The sequence below is a fragment of the Silvimonas iriomotensis genome, assembly GCF_014645535.1.
In the GTDB taxonomy this organism is placed as follows: Bacteria; Pseudomonadota; Gammaproteobacteria; order Burkholderiales; family Chitinibacteraceae; genus Silvimonas; species Silvimonas iriomotensis.
In genome coordinates this window covers 777,958-797,364 of record NZ_BMLX01000001.1, presented here as the reverse complement: position 1 = coordinate 797,364, position 19,407 = coordinate 777,958, and the positions used below count along the sequence as shown (strand labels likewise).

Here is a 19,407-nt window from a genome sequence, read left to right as displayed (position 1 = left end):
AGCCGGGCGGCTTAATCGTAGGCCAGGCCCATGGCTTCACGCACGTCGCGCATGGTCTCACGCGCCAGATCACGAGCGCGCTCACAGCCATCGGCCACCAGGTTGCGGATCAGCGTCGGGTCTTCCAGATAAGGCTGGGCGCGCTCAAACATGGGTTTTTGTTCGGCCAGCACGCCATCAATCACCGGCTGTTTGCACTCAATACAGCCGATGCCGGCGGTGGTACAGCCTTGAACAACCCACTGGCGGGTGTCTTCGGTGGAATAAACCTGATGCAGCTGCCAGACCGGGCATTTTTCCGGGTCGCCCACATCGGTCCGGCGTACGCGCGCCGGGTCGGTCGGCATCTGGCGGATTTTCTTGGTGACGGTTTCCGGGTCTTCCCGCAGGCTGATGGTGTTGCCGTACGACTTGGACATCTTGGCGCCATCCAGCCCCGGCATGCGCGAGGCGGTGGTCAGCAGCGGCTGGGATTCAGGCAGGATCATCTTGCCGCCGCCTTCCAGGTAACCAAACAGGCGCTCGCGATCACCATGGCTCAGGTTCTGCGTGTCGGCCAGCATGGCGCGGGCAGATTCCAGCGCTTCGACATCGCCTTCTTGCTGATAACGGGTGCGCAGGTCTTCGTACAATTTGCCTTTCTTGCCACCCATTTTCTTGATGGCCGCTTCGGCTTTCTCGGCAAAGTTGGGCTCTTTGCCGAACATGTGATTGAAACGGCGGGCAATTTCACGCGTGATTTCAACGTGCGGCACCTGATCTTCACCCACTGGCACCATGGTGCCGCGGTAAAGCAGGATATCGGCCGACTGCAGCAAGGGGTAACCCAGAAAGCCATAGGTGCCCAGGTCTTTGCTGGCCAGTTTCTCGATCTGGTCTTTGTAGGTGGGAACGCGTTCCAGCCACGGCAGCGGCGTAATCATGGACAGCAACAAGTGCAGTTCTGCGTGTTCCGGCACCCGGCTTTGAATGAAGATGGTGGCCTGCGCCGGGTCTACGCCGGCGGCAATCCAGTCGATAACCATATCCCAGACGCTTTTTTCGATGACAGAGACATCGTCATACGCGGTGGTCAGCGCATGCAGGTCTGCCACCATGAAAAAGCATTCGTATTCGCTTTGCAGCTTGACCCAGTTCTTGAGCACGCCGTGATAATGACCGAGATGCAGCTTGCCGGTCGGGCGCATGCCAGAGAGAACACGATCGGGAAACATTTCAAATCCTTGAATTCAAAGTGGTTTTATTATTACTTTTTATGACTGCAAATGCTGGAAATGCTGAAAATAAATCAGCTAAATAGCCGCAGTAGGTGATTCACAAACAGATAACAGATGTTCATGAACGGCACCATGATGATAAAGAGCACCTTGGTGAACATCAGCACCAGCAAGATGATCATGCCATAAGGCTCAATGCGGGCCAGCTTGCGCGCTGCGCCATCGGGCAAAATCGAAATCAGCACCCGGCCGCCATCCAGTGGCGGAATCGGGATCAGGTTCAGGATCATCAGCACGATATTGATCTGCACCCCGGCCTGCGCCATCTGCCGCAGGGGGTAGACAAAATCGCCCTCGGCCGCGCGCAGCACCAGGCCCAGTACCAGCGTCCAGGCCAGCATCATCACCAGGTTGGCGGCCGGGCCGGCCAGCGCCACCCAGCGCATGTCTTTTTTGGGATTGCGCAAACCGGCAAAGTTGACCGGCACCGGTTTGGCCCAGCCAAACAGGAAACTGCCCGGCAACAACAGGCACAACAGCGGCAAGGCAATGGTGCCCAGCGGGTCGATATGCTTGACCGGGTTCAGCGTCATGCGCCCCATCAGGTACGCCGTGGGATCACCAAAGTGGCGCGCCGCGTAGGCGTGGGCCGCTTCGTGCAGCGTAATGGCAAACAGCACGGGCAGCGCGTAAATACAGATGTTCTGAATAAAAGAGGAAATATCCATTGAAGCCTTGACCGGTTAAGTGCGCCGGCCACAGGCCGCGCGTCACGTTCAGTACTGTTTTTTCTGGCCGGGTGCTACCGCGCTGCATCATCGCACGGAAACCGGCCCGCGCCCATGCAGGCGTGTGGTGTATTTGTCAGCCGCCAAACGGAACCGGATCGCCCTGACCCACCCGCAAGACCACTGGCGCTTCACCAGAGAGGTCTACCACGGTGGAAGGTTCAATACCGCAGTAGCCGCCATCAATGACCAGATCCACGTCGTGCTCCAGCCGGTCACGGATATCCCAGACATCGGTCAGGGCAAATTCGTCGCCTGGCAAGATCAGTGTCGATGACAACAAGGGCTCGCCCATTTCTTCAAGCAAAGCCAGTGCCACCGGGTGCTGCGGCACTCTGAGGCCAATGGTTTGTTTCTTGGGGTTCCACACCCGGCGCGGCGTTTCTTTGGTGGCTTGCAGGATGAAGGTATAGCTGCCTGGTGTTGCACTTTTCAGCATGCGGTACGTACGGTTATCCACGCGTGCATAAGTGCCCAGTTGCGACAGATCGTGGCAAACCAGGGTGAAATGGTGCTTGTCATCCAGCTGGCGGATACGGCGGATGCGCTCCAGCGCGTCTTTGTCATCCAGCCGGCAACCCAGCGCATAGCATGAGTCGGTTGGATACACGATCAAACCGCCCTTGCGGACAATGTCGGCGGCTTGTTTGATCAGACGGGCTTGCGGGTTTTCCGGGTGTACTGAGAAGAATTGGGCCATGTATGCAATGTGAGGTCAGGGTGCCAGCGGCGCAAGTCATTGTTTGCGCAGGTAGTGTAACTGGATCAGCCCGCCAGAGAGACTTTGCTGTTGTTTGAGTTGCCAGGACGACGCAGCCGGCCCGGCAAATAGATCAATCCCCTCGCCCAGTACCTCAGGCACCAGGGTCAGGATCATTTCATCAATGCAACCGGCAGTGAAGAAATCGGCCGCCAGTTTGCCGCCGCCCACCAGCCAGATACGCTGATAACCGGCACGATCCATGCGCGCCAGCCAGTCCGGCACGGGCTCGCAGACACGCTGGATGGTATTGGACATGGGCAAGGATGACAGTGCGCGATGACTGAAAACGTAACACGGCCGATCCGCGTGCGGCCAGGCGCCAAAAGTGCGCGCCTGATCAAACGTGGCGCGGCCCATGACCAATGCATCAATGCTGGCGTAGAAGTCGCCATAGCCGTAATCGTCGCCGCTAGCGGCATCCACCTGGGGTAGCCAGTCCAGCGCGCCATCCGGACGCGCCAGTTTGCCATCCAGCGAGATCGCCGCGTACAGCACGACCGTGCTCACGCGGCCTCCGGCAACCAGCGGGCCCATACCGGTGCGCAGCCAATCGGCAACTCCGGATTCAGGCCCGGCTCACGCGCGCCTTCACCGGTGGCGTGATAGTCGGTCCCGCATGAGGCCAGAAAACCGAACTCTTGCGCCAGCCGGCCAAAGCGCCCGACTTCCGCCGCGCCGTGGCTGCCTGACACCACTTCGATTGCCTCGCCGCCAAGGCGGCGAAACTCGGTCAGCAGCACACGCATGGTTTCATTGCCCATCTCGTAGCGCCCCGGGTGCGCCAGCACGGCGACACCGCCAGCGGCGCGAATCCAGTCGATGGCTTCGTGCATGCGCGCCCATTCGTGATCGACATAACCCGGTTTGCCGCGCACCAGAAACTTCTTGAACACCGATTTGGTGTCTTTGGCCGCGCCGATCTCCACCAGATAGCGCGCAAAGTGTGTGCGGCTGATCATCTCCGGGTTCTCGGCGTATTTGCGCGCGCCTTCCAGCACGTTATCCAGCCCGACGCGGGCCAGCGAGTCGCTCATGGCCTGGGCGCGGGCATCCCGCCCGGCACGCACGCTGGCCAGGCCCGCTTTCAATGCCGGGTTGGCCGGATCAACATCCAGCCCGACCACGTGCAGCGTGTATTTGCCCCAACTGGCCGACACCTCGACCCCGTTGAGAAACTGCATACCGTGCAGCGCAGCCTCTTCTGCCGCCAGCGCCACGCCACGCGTGTCGTCGTGATCGGTCAGCGCAAACAGTTTGCAGCCGCGCTCGGCCGCCTTGCGGGCCACCTCTTTGGGCGGCAGCAAACCATCAGAGAAATTGGAATGACAATGCAGATCAACCGGTACCATCACGCCTCCTTGACGCCGGGCGCCATGGCGATATTGCTGTTGCGACTCATGCCGGGAAGACCCCGGTAGAGAGGTAACGGTCGCCCCGGTCACATACGATAGACACAATCACCGCGTTCTGGACTTCAGCCGACAAACGCAATGCCGCGGCCAGCGCGCCGCCCGATGACACACCGGCGAAGATGCCCTCTTCCCGCGCCAGCCGGCGGGTCATTTCTTCGGCTTCTTGCTGGGTCACTTCCATCACCCGGTCAAGCTTGGTCCAGTCGCAGATGGCGGGCACGTATTCGGCCGGCCATTTGCGGATGCCGGCGATCGACGCGCCATCAGTCGGCTGTACCCCGATGATCTGGATGCCGGCATTTTGTTCCTTGAGATAACGCTGCGTGCCCATCACCGTGCCGGTGGTGCCCATGCTGGACACAAAATGGGTGATCTTGCCTTCAGTATCGCGCCAGATTTCCGGGCCGGTGGTCTCGTAATGGGCCAGCGGGTTATCCGGATTGGCGAACTGGTCCAGCATCACGCCTTCGCCGTTTTTGACCATTTCTGCGGCCAGATCGCGGGAGGCTTCCATGGATTCAGCCAGAATCACTTCGGCCCCGAAGGCCTTCATGGTCTGCACGCGTTCAACACTGGAGCTCTTGGCCATGATCAGTGTCATGCGATACCCCATCATCGCGGCCGCCATGGCCAGCGCGATGCCGGTGTTGCCGGAGGTGGCCTCGACCAGTCGGTCACCGGGCTTGATGGTGCCGCGTTCCTGCGCGTGACGGATCATGGACAGCGCCGGGCGATCCTTGACCGAACCGGCCGGGTTATTGCCTTCCAGCTTCACCAGTACGATGTTGCTGGTATTGCCGGGCAAGCGTTTGAGGCGAACAAGCGGGGTGTTTCCGACGAAATCTTCGAGGTATTTGAACATGCAGCACTCCAGTGATACGGGCAATTATACCCTTATCATGGAGTGCGGCTGATATCCGGCGCGAAGACACCAGATGAAGACAAGCGCCAGACCGCCTTACGCAATCGCGCGCAGGCCTTTGAGTACGGGCGCGGGCGCGCTCAGCAAGAGATCGCCATCTACCGCAAACTCAAGCTGGGCGAAGTCTGTAATGTGGCCGATCACGCCGGGTTCATCCGAAATAAAATCACCGACCAGCACCACCTTGCAGCCCGCCGCCAGCGCCGAGGCCATGCCCGCAGGCGCGTCTTCGAACACAATGCAGCGGGCCGGATCGACCCCCAACCGCCGCGCGGCCAGCAGATACGGGTCCGGCGCCGGCTTGCCGCGATCCACTTCTTCCGAGGTCACCACCACCGCCGGCAACTGCATATTGCACGCCGCAAACCGGGCATCAAGCACCGGGCGGGAGGCCGAAGTGACAACCGCCCAGCGGCCGGCCGGCATGGCTTGCAAGAACACGTCGGCCCCGGGCACCGGCGCAATGCCGCCCGTGGTGTCAGTCTCGATTTCTTCCATCCACGCGACTTCGGTCGCGACATCCAGATGCGGCGCCACCATGCGTACCGTGTCTTCCGTCCGCACGCCGTGGGTATAGGGGCGGATGTCATCCAGATTCAGGTCGCAGCGTGCGCACCACGCCTCCCAGACCCGTTCGACCAGAATGTGGGAATCAATCAGGGTGCCGTCCATGTCGAACAGAAACGCCTGTGCGCGATGTTGCTGCATATCAGCCTCGTGAGCCTGTTGGTAGAGATGCCTTCATCTTAGGCGCAAGGGCTGGACTTGCGTTCTGTTATGGTGCAAATTTCTCCATCATCAGCTCATTCGAACCCCTAAGGTTTAACCCGTATGCTTATACGTGAAATGGTCGGGCAGACCTTCGGCCAGCGTTGGCACTACCAGCACCTGCTGGTAGAACGAGTTCCCTTTGCCTGGCACTATCACCCGGAATACGAACTGACGCTGACGCGCCGCGCCCGCGGCATGCGCTATGTAGGCGGCGATGTCGCGCCCTTTGGCGAGCTGGATCTGACACTGGTCGCGCCCAACCAGGCGCACACCTGGCAAGCCCAAAGCCGGGCCGACGGGCAGACCCAGGAGGTGCAGGTCATCTTTTTCACGCGGGAATGGCTGGAGCAACTGACGACTGGCGGCCTGCCAGAACTGACGGGGTTTGCCGACTGGCTGCGCAAAGTACAGCAAGGCGTGGTCATCAGCGAGGCCTGTACGCGCCGGCTGGTGCCCCTGTTTGACCGGCTGCATCAAAGCCGCGGGCTGGATCGGCTCAGTTGTTTGTTGCAGATTTTCGGCCAGTTGCCGCGCGACAACGAAGCGCGCCTGATTGGTGGCGCACCCGCGCCGGAATATCAAGACAAGCGCGTAGAGACCGCGCTGGCCTGGCTGCACGAGCATTACCGCGATCCCGTCACCCTGGCTGACCTTGCGGGCGTGACACGCAGCAGCGAAGCCACGATCAAACGATTGTTGCGTGAGCAATTGCAGGACAGCATGACCGGCCTGCTGGCGCAATTGCGGATCGGTCATGCCTGCAACTTGCTGATTACCACCCAGATGCCGATTCAACTGGTGGCAGAAGAAAGCGGCTTTCCCAGCCCGAGCCACTTTTACAAGCAGTTCGGCCTGGCCAAAGCGATGTCGCCAGCGGCCTTTCGCAAGCGCTATCACCTGCGCCGGGCCGCGCAGGAAGACGCCCCGGCCATGCAGTCTTCGTTGATCCGCGCGCAAAGTGACTAGTCACGCGCGCCAACAAAAAAGCCGCATCAAATGATGCGGCTTTTTGCGGTGAAACGCCCTGCCGGATGCGATCAGGCACCGCGCTGCAGCAGGGTTTCCACATAACGCTGCACGCCTTCTTCCACCGTCATGAACGGCAGATCGTAGCCGGATTCACGCAGCAAGGTCAGGTCGGCCTCGGTAAAGCTCTGGTATTTGCCTTTGAGTGCATCCGGAAATTCGGTGTACTCCAGCAGACCTTCAGACAGGATCTGGTCCAGCGTCAGCACCGACTTGCCTTCGTGCTGGCGGAACGTGTTGATGACCGAGGTTGCCACGTCATTGAACGGTTGCGCACGGCCAGTGCCGACGTTGTACACGCCGCAGACTTCGGCGTTATCCAGGAACCACAGGTTGACCTTGACCACGTCTTCAACCGAGACGAAATCACGGGTATGGCCGCCCGCCGGGTAACCACCGTATTCGCCAAACAGTTTCACCTTGCCGTTCTGGCGATACTGGTTGTAATGGTGGTAAGCCACGGACGCCATGCGTTCCTTGTGCCATTCACGATCGCCGTACACGTTGAAATAACGGAAACCGACGGCCTGGGCAGACAGATCATCCCAGCGCTGGCGCAGCACCTGATCAAACAGCAGTTTGGAGTAGCCGTACACGTTCAGCGGCGACTCACACTCCGGGTCTTCATGAAAACCGTTAGTGCCCGCGCCATAGGTGGCGGCGCTGGAGGCGTACAGAAACTGCACTTCCTCAGCCTGGCACCACTCAAACAGACCCAGCGTGTACTGATAGTTGTTTTCCATCATGTACTTGCCGTTGTGTTCCATGGTGTCGGAACACGCACCCTGATGCAGGATGGCGGTGATCTGGCCGTCCCAGCGGCCGCTGGCCAGCTCGGCAATGAAATCGTTCTTGTCGACGTAGTGCGAAATCTGGCAATCGACCAGATTGCGGAACTTGTCGCCCCGCGTGAGGTTGTCCACGGCGATGATGTCGGTTTCGCCGCGCTCGTTCAGCGCCTTGACGAGATTGGAACCGATAAACCCGGCAGCGCCGGTAACCACGATGGTCATTGATTACTCCTTGTTGATTCGACTGCACAGCGCCAGGAAAAGCCAGGCGCCATGCGGCATCCATTGTTCGGTCCAGCGCCAGCTGTTCGCCATGGTCGCGACCTCGGACTTTCTGAAATCGATGTCCGCTTCATCCTCAAGCCCGCTGGTGATGCCGTTGCACACACCACCGGGCGCATTGTAGTAGCCAGGCTCGTAGCGCGGATTATTGCGTCCCCAGCCTTGCAGCATGCAGCTATCAAACGGATTGTGGCCCAGAATCCAGTCCAGCGCAGCCTGCGCGTAATGATCAAGCTGCGTGGCAAAGGCGGTTTCGTCGCCAAAGCACTGGCTGGCGCGCGCCGCAGCGGCGGCAATCGAGCCCAGCCGGGCGTTCTCGCCCTGCCACCAGTAACCCGTGCCATTATCGTGCGGAATAAAGAACTGCGTTTTACCAGGCTGGCCCGGTTGCTGCACATACTGGCGCGGGTAGCCGAACGGATTGTTCACTTTTTCACCCGTAATGCGCAAGGCATATTCAAACGCCAGACGCAGCGCGCCGCGAATTCTACCGGCCAGCGGGCTGGCTGGCACGACTTCCAGGTAACGCAGCAAGGCGATTTCCGGCAAACCGGCGTCCGCCGCGTGAAAGAACGAGCGGGTGCCGGGATCATCGGCACGGAACCAGCCGTCGTCGTGCTGGCGCACCAGGAGATTGTTGACGCGCCGTACCGCCGCATCGGCATACACGCCCTCGCCCGTGATCGCCAGCAACTCGGTGGCGGCCAGCAGCGCGCAATAGTCATCGATGATGTTTTCCACGCCATCATCCAGATAGCGCAGATTGTGTTCCTGCAAATGGGCAAAGCCGGTTTCTGCCGCTGCCAGATACTGCGCGCGGCTGAATTCGCCATCGCGCGACAACTGGCTGGCCCGCGCCAGTGCGGCAATCGTCATGCCGCCGCCCTGACGGAACGCGGCCTGGTACTGGTCAGACTTGATGCCCTGCTGCGTGGCATACGCGCACAGATCACGCTGGTTTTCGTCTTTGGACCATTTGTCGAACAAGGTCATGTAAAAGAACCCGGCCGGGTCTTGCATGCGGATAAGGAAATCCGCGCCATGCAAGGCTTCATCAACCATGCGTTCGTTGAACCATTTCAGTTGCGGCGGCAGCTGAGCGTGGCCATCAATCAGGTTCCAGACCACCTGCGGCGTTTGCTGCGGGTTCATGAAATTGGCGACCGACAAATGCGACAGATACTTGGAGCAATCGCCCGAAGCGTCATACCAGCCGCCGTGCACGTCCCGGTGTTCATCACTGCCCCACTTGGGCCGGCTGCGGTCAGCGTTGTCATACAGCCCGGTGCAGCGCTGGCCTTTGATGTAGTGAACAATGTCGGACAGCATCTGGCCGGCAAACAGGTCGGCAGCGATCGTAAAGGTGTGCGACACCAGTGGCGGGTTGATGCCATCCACCACCAGGAAATACTCGCCCGCGGCTGTCACCGCAGAAAAATCGGCCTGCCAGTAGTGGCGGTCTTTCCATTGATCTACGGTGCCGCTGACGGTAATGGGGCCGGACAGCACTTTCTGGCGGCTTTGCGCGTTGTACAGACTGAAAGTGAGCAGGTCTGCATCGGCTGGCGCATCAATGGTGGCCAGCTTGCGGGCGTGCGGGGTGAAACCGATGTGGTTGAACAGGATTTTCATTTCGTCTCCGGTTGCCTCTGCGGGCGGGTGGCCAGGGCTGGCTTGTCGGCTGCGGTGGATTCAGGCGCTGGCGTTTGACAACAACCAGTTGCGGGCCGCGCCGATCATGCCGGCGTGATTGCCGGCGCTGGCCAGGCGAATCTCTGTTGTGCCGCGAAAATCCGGCTCCAGCACCTCATCAACGCTGAGATTGAGCTCTTGCTGGAACCGTTCGCCGCGGGCGCTGATACCGCCGCCAACAATCACGCGTTGCGGATTGAAAGCGTATATCAGGTTGGCAATGCCAGTCGCCAGCAACTGGCGCCACTGGACAACGACAGCACAAACCACGGCATCGCCACCGTCATACGCGGCCATGATGCGCTCGCCACTCCAGCCGCCCTCGCCGGTTGCCGCTTCAATGGCGCGCACCAGCGCAGCGGTCGAGGCGTGGCGCTCCCACATCTTGCCGTCGATGCGCATATAACCCCACTCGCCCGCCGCAGCCCGCGCGCCGCGATACAGCGCGTTGTTGATCACAATGCCGCCACCGATACCGGTGCCCACGGTGAGGGCGATGAAATGCGCGCAGCCTTGACCGGCGCCAGTCCAGCCTTCGGCCAGCGCAACGCAGTTGACGTCGTTCTCTACCGTCACCTTGAGACCAAAAGCTTGCTCCAGAACGGCCTTGGGCGAACAAGCCGGGTAATCCGGGATCGCCTCGGCCGCGCCCAGAATGGTGCCGGTATCGGGCTGGACAAGGCCCAGCGTGCTGACGGCAATGCCGATGGGGGCATGCTCGCGCACCAAAGGTGCGGCCAGCGCGCACACGTGGTCGAGCACGGCGGGGCCGCCCTTTGCTGCGGGCGTTGCGGTGGTCTGGACATGACTGACGGCGCCATCAAGGCCGACAAGGCCGTACTTGATCTGCGTGCCGCCGATATCGAAGGCAAGAATGGAAGACATGATCGGTTTCGTTCCGCTGCGGTTGCTCTGAAGCCGCTTGCGCCGGTTTATCCGGTCTGGTCAGCGGCTTTTTGTATTTGATGCTGTCACGATTTCAGGCACTGGCCCAGTCAATCACCGGCCTGTGCTGGTCTTGCAGATAACGGTTGGCGGCAGAGAAATGCCCGTTGCCGATAAACCCGCGATGCGCCGACAGCGGCGACGGGTGGACCGACTCCAGCACCAGATGCTTGCTGCGATCAATCAGCGCCGCTTTTTTCTGCGCATGACTGCCCCAAAGCATGAACACGATGCCGGACTCATGCGCGGCCAGCTGGCGGATGATCTCGTCAGTCAGCACTTCCCAGCCCCGTTTGGCGTGTGACGCCGCGCAATCGGCCTCAACCGTCAGTACGGTGTTGAGCAACAACACACCCTGATCGGCCCAGCCGAGCAGCGAGCCGTCTTGTGGCGGCGTCATGCCCAGGTCGCGGGCGATTTCTTTCCAGATATTGTTAAGCGAAGGCGGCTTTTTGATACCCGGCGGCACCGAAAAACTCAGGCCATGCGCCTGACCTGCGCCGTGGTAAGGGTCTTGCCCCAGGATCACCACTTTGACATCGGCCGGCGCGACGTGCTCCAGCGCAGCAAACCATTGAGAGCGTGGCGGGTAAATGATCTTGCCGGCGGCGGCTTCAGCATCCAGAAACTGGCTGAGCCCATTCAAGACCGGGTTATGGCGCAACGCGGCCAGCAAGGGCTGCCACGTGGTGGGAATTGCATCAAAAATCAAGAGCTTGCTCCACGATTGCGGCGAATATGTTCACGGTGACGACGGAAAACGGTGCGTTCAAATGCTTCTTTCAGGCCCGGCGTGGGGTAAACCCAGCGTGCCAGAATCAGTTGCCCTTCGCCCTGGCTGCTGACTTGTTCAATGCGTGCCGGCAGACTCATCAAATACGGCAGATGCGGGCTCAGGATCAGGCCCACATAACCTTCCTGGCCTGCCGTCAGCGCATCAGGTTGCGACCACTGCAGGTACTCGATGCCGATCACGCAATCGCGCTCCGGCGGCTTCTGCGGGGTTAACAGGCGGGCCAGCCACAACAATTGCAGATCCAGCCGGGACTCTACTTGCGACACCTCACGTTCTTCATGCGGGTGTTGTTCCATGGCTTCCAGCACTTCCAGATAACGCTGGGCTTCCAGCGGGTGCTGAACCGGCTCGGCCAGCCAGGTCAGCGGCAGGCTGGTTTCAAAGAAAAGACCATCCGGGAAATCAGGCATGGGCGGGTTCCACGAGGAGTTTGCGGCACTGAAGATAGCCTGATTATAGGCCGATGACACTCAGCCCGACCGGGTTTGGCGCACGCGCTCGTACAGGCAGATGGCCGCCGCAGCGCCGACATTCAAAGACTCGATACCCGGCTGCATGGGGATGGTCAGCCGCAGCGTGGCCCGGGCAGCCATCGGCGCAGACACGCCCTGTCCTTCTGCACCCATCACCAGCGCCAGATCGCCGGTGAGTGTGGCGGCGTACAAATCCTGGGCCTGATCCAGCATCAACGCCCCGATCGGGCCGGCAAACTGGTCCGCAAACTGCAGCAGATCAGCGCGCTCGATCAGATCGAGCACAAAGTGCGCGCCCATGCCGGCACGCAATACCTTGGGCGACCACAGATCGGCGCACTGGTCAGACAACAATACCTGATCGACCCCCGCGGCCGCGGCGGTGCGCAAAATGGAGCCCACGTTGCCGGGGTCTTGCACGCCGTCAAGCAACAGGCACAGCCCGTGTTTGCGCGGTGCCTTGCTGTCCGGAATATCCACCAGTGCCATCAGGCCGGTCGGGCTGGGCAGTTCAGACAATGACTTGAACAGCGTGGATTCCAGCACGGTAGGCGTCATGACGCTGGTTTTGACCAGGGCCAGCACTTCCGGGTTATCCAGCCCTTCCGGCGTGACCAGCAGCTTTTCAATGGTCCAGCCGGCATCAAGCGCCGCAGCAACAAGATGGGTGCCATCAAGCAGTGTTTTCTTTTGTTTGAGACGATCACGCCGATGCGTCGCCAGCTTGTGACAAAGCTTGTACAGCGCATTGTGCGGCGAATGTATGACTTCCATGCCACTCTCGGGAAAAATCAGGCGCGGTTATTGCGTTCGGCCAGCGCACGGCTGACCAGCAGGCAAACCTGTTTGAACTGGGTAAAGGTGGTCTCGTCCAGCGCTTTGAGCGAGGTACGCTGACCGATGAACAAGCCCACCGGGCGCTCGTTCATGAAGATGGACATGGCACAGAAATCGCCCGCGCCAAAGCGCTGCAGCCAGGTGCCCGGCAGCAGTTTTTGCAAATTGTTGCGGGTATGTTCATTCAGCCAGACCGCTTGCGGTTTGGTCATCAGCCGCGCAAACAGGTGGACGTTATCCATGGGCAAGGCAAAGTCGCGCATGCGGTCCTGTTCGTCCGGGCTTTGCACAAATCGGGTCCGCAACAGGTTATCGGCCGCAGAGTAAACCATGAATGCGGCGCGCTGGATGTGCATGCCGTCAGTGAACACGCGCAAGGCCAGTTCGATCAGTTGTGATGCGTTGGCGCCCTGGCGCGCGGCGGTATTGAGCGCATGCAGGCGCTCGGCAAACAGGTTGGCGGCAGGGGCTGGCGGCGCTTCGGGCTCTGCCGGAGCCACGGGCTCCCACGGGCCGGGCAGCATCGGCAAGGCGTAGGCGGCCGGCAACCGGCCAGCGCGGGCTTCTTTGCGGGCAAACTTCAGGATACTGGTGGTGGCGATATCCCAGCACTCATCGGTCGCCGTCTGCAGCACACCGGAAATCACCTGTAGCGCGACTTCGATCTCTGGCTGCCACCAGCCGTGCTCCAGCGCACGGGCCATCTTCAGTACGGCCACCTGCAAGGTCTGGCGCGGGGTTTCGACGGCGCTACCGGCCTGCAACTGCACCAGTGGCTCCGGGAAATGCCAGGCCACCAGCATGTCATGCGCGGCAGAATCTGTTTGCGCCGCTGTAGACTTGTTCTGCCCCAGAATATTGAGCAGCGCGGGCAAACCGGACAACACCGCCGCTATGAAGATTTCATCAAGCTTGGCGTCAAAGCGTTGCGTGGCGTATTCACGCGCCAGCCGCGCCGCAAAGCGCAAGCTCATGACGGCCGAATGCAACTGGGCTACGCCCGCCGGGTGATCCGGCAACAGGCTGGCTTCGGCCACCGGGCCATTGGCAAAGCGCTCCAGGAACGGCCCGATGCCATAAAGGGCGACACAGTTCTCGACCGACACCACATCGGCAGACAAGCTGGTGCGCTCGCGGTGATTCACCGTGCGCAACACTTGCGCCGTCAGCAACGGATCACGCAGGACAATGTCGACCAGATCGACCGGCCGCACGCGATCCGGCCGGCGCAGCATGGGCAGCAGCAGGTCCTTGCTGGCTTGCAGCATGGGCAGCGGCCGGTTGGTCCATTCTGCGATCCAGGGTGCAAATGAGGGTGCTAGATTGACTGCCATATCAGAAGCTTGCTGTGTTTCCAGTCGCCAATATCAATGGTCTTGTCCGGATTGTGTCCGGGCACGCCAAAGCTGTTGCTGATCAGCCGGCAACCGGGCCGGCATTCTGCCTGCACCTTCTGCCACAAACGCGGCATGGGTTCAGGTGACAAATAAGCATAGACCACATCAAACGTGCCCAGATTCTGGGCAAATGCATCATCGCGCCGCCAGTCGGCACCACGCCCAAGCCGGCAGCGTCCAATCAACCACGGCAACAAGGCCGTTTCCACGCCGGTCGTCGTGACATCCGGCCGGTGTTTTCTGAGCCACGCCAGTACCGTGCCCGTGCCAGCGCCAAGATCAATCAGATGGGCATTGGGCGGAATTTCCTGCGACAGCAAGGCCAGCGTGCGCTGGTTGCTCAAGTACAAGGGCACCCGGCTCTGGATCGCCCCTGCGGAGAACAGAAACAACACGATAAACGCCACCAGCCAGAGCCAGGAAGGCACCTGCCAGCTCAAGGCGACCAGCACGGCGGCGGGAAAGCACAGGTGAATCAGACTCCACCAGCGCCCGTCATGCCAGAACCAGGCGACAATCGCAGCCAGACAGCCGCCAGTCAGCGCCAGTTGCCAGACGGCGCTTTGCGGCGCCAGCCACCACAACCCGGCCATACCGGCAAGCGCCAGCAGCTGCAACAGGACAAACCGCAGCGGCTGGGACATCAATTCGGCCCGGACGCCACCTTGTTGCCGGCCACCCTTGAGGCCACCTCGGAAGCCGGAATGGCATTGGCTTCCTGATCAATCCCGGCCTGACGGCGGATTTCGGCTGCGGCTTCGTTGTTCAGCACCACAATGCTGATCCGGCGGTTGACTGGCGCATAAATATTGGCGGTATCCAGCGGCACCTGGTCGGCGAACCCGTTTACGCGCAGGATTTTCCCGATGGAAAGCCCGCCGCCAGACAACAGTTCGCGGCGCGAGGCATTGGCGCGGTCAGACGAGAGTTCCCAGTTGGAGTACCCGCGCTGGCCCGAGGCAAATTGCTGGGCATCGGTATGACCAGAGAGCGAGAGATCATTGGGTACGTCGTTCAAGAGCTTGCCGATCTCGTCCAGGATGTCTTTGGCATAAGGTTCAAGCTCGCTGCTGCCTGACTTGAACATGGGCCGGTTCTGGTCATCAACGATCTGGATGCGCAAGCCTTCGGCCACCATGTCCAGCTTGAGCTGCTTCTTGAACTGCGCCAGCTTGCTGTTGGTTTTGGCCTTGTCTTCCATCAGCGCCTCAAATTTCTTTTTGAGTTCGCTCAGACGGCGCCGGTCCTTGGCTTGTTCATCTTCCTGCACCGCGCCTTTTTTCATCTGGCCGACTTGCTGGGTCAGGTCTTTGCCACCGCCCTTGATCAGCGAGTCCGCATCACCCGCGCCCTCGCCGCCCCGGCGGGCAATCTTCAGCGGATTGGAGAAATAATCGGCAATCCCCTTGAGGTTACCCTTGGACACGGAGCCCAACAGCCACATCAAGAGAAAGAACGCCATCATGGCGGTCATGAAGTCGGCGTACGCAATCTTCCAGGCGCCGCCATGGTGACCATGACCGCCCTTCTTGATGCGCTTGACCACTATGGGACGTTGGGAGTCGTCGCTCATTGCATATGCTCGTATTGATCGTCAGGAACGGCGGGCGTCGCTTACTTGCCCTTGGCGTTTTTGACGTAATCCTCCAGCTCCTTGAAGCTGGGGCGCTCGGTGCTTTCAACCGCTTTGCGGCCGAACTCCACCGCCACTTGCGGCGCGTAGCCATTCAGGCTTGCCAGCAAGGTGGTCTTCACGGCATTGAAAGCCTGGGTGGCCGCAGCTGCGCGCGCTTCCAGCACCGACGCAATCGGGCCCACAAAACCGTAGGCCAGCAAAATACCCATGAAAGTACCGACCAGCGCCGCGCCGATCAGCTTGCCCAACTCGGACGGCGGCAAATGCAGCGAGCCCATGGTGTGCACCACGCCCATCACCGCCGCCACGATACCGAATGCGGGCAGACCGTCCGCCAGTTTGGCGATCACGGTGGAGGGCACGGCGGCCTCGTGGTGATGGGTGTCGATTTCGACATCCATGAGGTTTTCGATTTCAAAAGCGTTGAGGTTGCCACCGACCATCAGGCGCAAATAGTCGGTCATGAATTCGATCAGGTGATGATCGTGCGCCACCTTGGGGTATTTGCTGAAGACGGCGCTGCTGTGCGGATCGTCCACGTCGGCTTCAATCGACATCAGACCTTCCTTGCGGATCTTGGTCAGGATTTCGAATTGCAGCGCAAACAGATCCATGAAGAAGTTTTTATTGTAGGGCGAGCCTTTGAAAATCGAGGGCGCCGCCTTGAGCGTGGCCTTCATCGGCTTGCCGCCGTAACCGACGATCAGCGCACCGATACCGCCACCAAAAATGATGACGATTTCCGTGGGTTGCCACAGCACGGCCAGTTCCCCGCCGTGCACCGCATAGGCGCCGAAAATACACGCCATCATGAAGATGTAACCAATAATGACAAACATGCGCCGTGTTTTCCCGGTATTACAGCTCTGTTATTGGAGGGAGCATCACTCTGGCGTCGGCATCGCACCGACACCCATATTCTCAATCAGCGTATGTGTTGACTGGCTTCGTTGCCAGACTCCGGACAGGTCCGGAATATTCATTATGAATACGCCTCCCGTATCGCAGTTTAGTTGCAGTGCCCAGAGGCGACAACAGCCAGTCAATCCCAAAGCGGCATTTGTGCCACGGCCTGACGTACCGGACCGAAACTCATGCGGTGTACCGGGCACGGTCCAAGCGTTTTCAGGGCGGCCAGATGCGCTGCGGTCGGGTAGCCTTTATGCTTGGCAAAACCGTAACCTGGCCACCTGGTTTCATACTCGGATACTTCACGGTCGCGCGCTACCTTGGCCAGGATGGATGCCGCAGAAATGCAGGCGTGCAAGGCATCGCCACCGACCACGGTCTGTACTTCACAGGCCAGTCTGGGCGCACGATTGCCATCAATCAGGGCCTTGTGCGGCGCGGTCTGCAAACCCGCCACAGCGCGCTGCATGGCCAGCATGGTGGCTTGCAGGATGTTGATCTGGTCGATCTCGGCGTGCGTGGCAAAGGCAATGGACCACGCCAGCGCGCGTTCCTGGATTTGCGGAAACAGGCGCTCGCGTGCGGCTTCGGTCAGCTTTTTGGAGTCATCCAGCCCGATCAGGCCATGGTCATCCGGCAAGATCACTGCCGCCGCGTAGACTGAACCCGCCAGCGGGCCGCGCCCTGCTTCATCCACTCCGCACACCAGCATGGTTATCTCCGCTTGTTCAGCAAGGCCAGTACAGCCTGCGCCGCGCGTTCGGCCGCGTTGCAACGCAGCTGCTCATGAAAATCAGTGAAGCATGCATTCAGACGAGCGCCAAAGCGCTTGTCGTCGACCATATTGGTCACGGCCTGCACCAGGTTTTCTACTGTCGCGTCGTGCTGCAGCAGTTCCGGCACCACAAAGCCACCCGCCAGCGCGTTGGGCAGGCTGACATAAGGCGTCTTGATCTTCTTTTTGACCATGCGATAGGTCAGATTGGAGAGCTTGTAGGTCACCACCAGCGGGCGCTTGGCCAGCATGGCTTCCAGCGCGGCGGTGCCCGATGCCACCACAATGGCGTCAGAGGCCAGCATGGCATCGTGCGCGTGGCCGAACATCAGGCGGAATGGCAACTCCTGCGCTTCCAGTTGCCACATGCGACGCTCAAACATGTCGCGCGTTTCACGGGTAATGAACGGCACCAGGAACACGGCATGCGGGTAACGCTCGGCCAGTTGCTTCGCGGTCTCGATAAACAACGTGGCGTGCAGTTCCAGTTCGCTCTGGCGCGATCCGGGCAGCATGGCAAACGCCAGCGCCTTGTCGCTCACCCCCAGTTGTTCGCGATACAACTCGCGATTGGGCTCAACCGGGAACATGTCGGCCAGCGGATGGCCCACGTAAGTGGCCGGCACACCCGCCTGGCGATACAGCGGCTCTTCAAACGGGAACAGCAACAGCACGTGCGAGACCGCTTTGGCGATCTTCTTCAGCCGCTCACTGCGCCAGGCCCAGATCGACGGGCTGACGTAATGAATGGTGGTGATGCCGGCGGCCTTGGCCGTGGCTTCCAGCCCCAGGTTGAAGTCTGGCGCATCAATGCCGATCACAAGATCCGGCCGCTCGCTGACGATGGCCTGCTTGAGCTGGCGACGGATACGCAGCAGCTCCGGCAGATGCCGGATCACCTCTGCATAACCGCGCACGGCCAGCTTTTCCATCGGCACGACAGAGTGCGCGCCCAGCGCTTTCATTTTGGGGCCGGCAATACCGGAAAACCGGGCATCGGGGATCACGCGCTGCAGCGCTTCGATCAGTTGAGCACCAAGCAAATCGCCCGAGGCTTCACCTGCGACAATGGCAATGCGCGGGCCGGTTCCGGTCTGGGGAAAGAGTCGATCAATCATCGGCTCGGCTGTATCTGGATTAGGGGTTAGAGAAAGGCTTGAACGCGGCTGGCAAGGCGCTTAGCGGATGATGCCGCGCTGGCTGGCCCGGACAAAGCTGGCAAAGCGTGCAACGTCTGCGGAATCTGCGGCCATTTCATCAAGCGCCGCCAGCGATTCTTCCAGCGGCAGGTTCTGCCGGTATAACACACGGTAAGCTTTTTTGATCTGGGCAATCTGTTCAGCGGTGACACCGTTGCGGCGCATGCCTTCGCTGTGCACACCCGCCGGCTTGGCCCGGTTGCCCGCCGCCACAATAAACGGCGGCACATCTTGCGCAATGGCCGCAGTAAAGGCAGACATCGCGTACGTGCCGATCTTGCAGAACTGGTGCACGGTGGTAAAGCCGCCCAGAAACACAAAATCATCGACATAAACATGCCCGGCCAGCGTGACGTTGTTGGCCAGAATGGTCTCGCTGCCGATTCTGCAATCATGGGCAATGTGCACGTAGGCCATGATCCAGTTGTTGTTGCCAATGCTGGTCAGACCTTCGTCCTGTACGGTGCCCGTGGATACGGTCACGTTCTGGAAAAACGCATTGCCATCGCCAATAACAAGGCGCGTCGGCTCGCCCTTGTACTTTTTGTCCTGCGGATCGCAACCAATGCTGCCAAACGAGTAAAACCGGTTGCGCTCGCCAATGGTGGTAACACCAGAGATGACCACATGCGCATCGACCACGGTACCGGCCCCGATGGTGACATCCGGCCCGATCACGGCATAAGGGCCAACTGTGACGCTGTCATGCAACTTTGCCTTGGGGTCTACAACCGCTGTCGGATGGATGTTTGCCATATCCGTCGATCCTGGAAAAA

The 19,407-nt window shown here is 60.3% G+C and carries 21 protein-coding genes; 1 reads left to right on the top strand and 20 read right to left on the bottom strand.

Features of this window, described 5'->3' with window-relative positions; translation table 11 throughout:
* Positions 1–11: 11 nt before the first annotated feature.
* From IEX57_RS03590 to IEX57_RS03560, 7 genes are all read right to left on the bottom strand, one after another.
* Positions 12–1,214, bottom strand: coding sequence for a tryptophan--tRNA ligase (locus tag IEX57_RS03590; RefSeq protein ID WP_188702403.1), 1,203 nt, complete (start codon positions 1,212–1,214; stop codon positions 12–14).
* Between the two features lie 74 nt (positions 1,215–1,288).
* Positions 1,289–1,945: a site-2 protease family protein gene (locus tag IEX57_RS03585; RefSeq protein ID WP_188702402.1), complete on the bottom strand. Its 657-nt coding sequence runs from the start codon at positions 1,943–1,945 to the stop codon at positions 1,289–1,291.
* A 136-nt stretch (positions 1,946–2,081) separates the two neighbouring features.
* Complete coding sequence (locus IEX57_RS03580) at positions 2,082–2,705, bottom strand: L-threonylcarbamoyladenylate synthase (RefSeq protein ID WP_188702400.1); 624 nt, start codon at positions 2,703–2,705, stop codon at positions 2,082–2,084.
* A gap of 36 nt (positions 2,706–2,741) precedes the next feature.
* Positions 2,742–3,275: a dihydrofolate reductase family protein gene (locus IEX57_RS03575; RefSeq protein ID WP_188702397.1), complete on the bottom strand. Its 534-nt coding sequence runs from the start codon at positions 3,273–3,275 to the stop codon at positions 2,742–2,744.
* Positions 3,272–4,117 (bottom strand): 3',5'-nucleoside bisphosphate phosphatase, encoded by an 846-nt coding sequence (locus tag IEX57_RS03570; RefSeq protein WP_188702396.1) that lies wholly within the window; start codon positions 4,115–4,117, stop codon positions 3,272–3,274. The genes IEX57_RS03575 and IEX57_RS03570 overlap by 4 nt, the downstream gene beginning before the upstream one ends.
* Before the next feature lie 46 nt (positions 4,118–4,163).
* Complete coding sequence (cysM, locus tag IEX57_RS03565; protein ID WP_188702394.1) at positions 4,164–5,042, bottom strand: cysteine synthase CysM; 879 nt, start codon at positions 5,040–5,042, stop codon at positions 4,164–4,166.
* 96 nt (positions 5,043–5,138) lie between these two features.
* The gene (locus IEX57_RS03560; protein ID WP_188702392.1) at positions 5,139–5,810 is read right to left on the bottom strand and encodes an HAD family hydrolase; all 672 of its coding nucleotides are present in this window, start codon (positions 5,808–5,810) and stop codon (positions 5,139–5,141) included.
* A 123-nt stretch (positions 5,811–5,933) separates the two neighbouring features.
* On the opposite strand from IEX57_RS03560, the gene IEX57_RS03555 reads away from it, so the two are divergent.
* Positions 5,934–6,839: a helix-turn-helix domain-containing protein gene (locus IEX57_RS03555; protein ID WP_229708662.1), complete on the top strand. Its 906-nt coding sequence runs from the start codon at positions 5,934–5,936 to the stop codon at positions 6,837–6,839.
* Positions 6,840–6,910: 71 nt separating this feature from the next.
* Here the strand turns inward: IEX57_RS03555 and rfaD are convergent, their stop codons facing one another.
* The 13 genes from rfaD to lpxA all read right to left on the bottom strand — a co-directional run bounded on the left by rfaD (position 6,911) and on the right by lpxA (position 19,387).
* Positions 6,911–7,912 (bottom strand): ADP-glyceromanno-heptose 6-epimerase, encoded by a 1,002-nt coding sequence (gene rfaD, locus IEX57_RS03550; protein ID WP_188702391.1) that lies wholly within the window; start codon positions 7,910–7,912, stop codon positions 6,911–6,913.
* 3 nt (positions 7,913–7,915) lie between these two features.
* Positions 7,916–9,604, bottom strand: a complete 1,689-nt coding sequence (locus IEX57_RS03545; protein ID WP_188702390.1) for a glycoside hydrolase family 9 protein — start codon at positions 9,602–9,604, stop codon at positions 7,916–7,918.
* 60 nt (positions 9,605–9,664) lie between these two features.
* Complete coding sequence (locus IEX57_RS03540; RefSeq protein WP_188702389.1) at positions 9,665–10,549, bottom strand: ROK family protein; 885 nt, start codon at positions 10,547–10,549, stop codon at positions 9,665–9,667.
* A 94-nt stretch (positions 10,550–10,643) separates the two neighbouring features.
* Positions 10,644–11,321: a uracil-DNA glycosylase gene (gene ung / locus IEX57_RS03535; protein ID WP_188702388.1), complete on the bottom strand. Its 678-nt coding sequence runs from the start codon at positions 11,319–11,321 to the stop codon at positions 10,644–10,646.
* Complete coding sequence (locus IEX57_RS03530) at positions 11,318–11,815, bottom strand: PilZ domain-containing protein (RefSeq protein WP_188702387.1); 498 nt, start codon at positions 11,813–11,815, stop codon at positions 11,318–11,320. The genes ung and IEX57_RS03530 overlap by 4 nt, the downstream gene beginning before the upstream one ends.
* Before the next feature lie 60 nt (positions 11,816–11,875).
* Positions 11,876–12,652: a TrmH family RNA methyltransferase gene (locus IEX57_RS03525; RefSeq protein ID WP_188702385.1), complete on the bottom strand. Its 777-nt coding sequence runs from the start codon at positions 12,650–12,652 to the stop codon at positions 11,876–11,878.
* A 17-nt stretch (positions 12,653–12,669) separates the two neighbouring features.
* Positions 12,670–14,049 (bottom strand): hypothetical protein, encoded by a 1,380-nt coding sequence (locus tag IEX57_RS03520; protein WP_188702383.1) that lies wholly within the window; start codon positions 14,047–14,049, stop codon positions 12,670–12,672.
* Complete coding sequence (locus tag IEX57_RS03515; RefSeq protein WP_188702381.1) at positions 14,034–14,756, bottom strand: class I SAM-dependent methyltransferase; 723 nt, start codon at positions 14,754–14,756, stop codon at positions 14,034–14,036. The genes IEX57_RS03520 and IEX57_RS03515 overlap by 16 nt, the downstream gene beginning before the upstream one ends.
* Positions 14,756–15,685, bottom strand: coding sequence for a flagellar motor protein MotB (gene motB / locus IEX57_RS03510; protein ID WP_188702379.1), 930 nt, complete (start codon positions 15,683–15,685; stop codon positions 14,756–14,758). Before motB ends, IEX57_RS03515 begins: the two co-directional genes overlap by 1 nt.
* A gap of 41 nt (positions 15,686–15,726) precedes the next feature.
* Complete coding sequence (motA, locus tag IEX57_RS03505; protein WP_188702377.1) at positions 15,727–16,587, bottom strand: flagellar motor stator protein MotA; 861 nt, start codon at positions 16,585–16,587, stop codon at positions 15,727–15,729.
* Between the two features lie 203 nt (positions 16,588–16,790).
* Positions 16,791–17,369, bottom strand: coding sequence for a ribonuclease HII (gene rnhB / locus IEX57_RS03500; RefSeq protein ID WP_188702375.1), 579 nt, complete (start codon positions 17,367–17,369; stop codon positions 16,791–16,793).
* A 2-nt stretch (positions 17,370–17,371) separates the two neighbouring features.
* A complete protein-coding gene (gene lpxB / locus IEX57_RS03495) occupies positions 17,372–18,550 on the bottom strand; it encodes a lipid-A-disaccharide synthase (protein WP_188702373.1) in 1,179 nt (392 codons plus the stop codon).
* 60 nt (positions 18,551–18,610) lie between these two features.
* On the bottom strand, positions 18,611–19,387 hold the full coding sequence (lpxA, locus tag IEX57_RS03490; RefSeq protein ID WP_188702371.1) for an acyl-ACP--UDP-N-acetylglucosamine O-acyltransferase: 777 nt from the start codon (positions 19,385–19,387) through the stop codon (positions 18,611–18,613).
* Positions 19,388–19,407 lie beyond the last annotated feature (20 nt).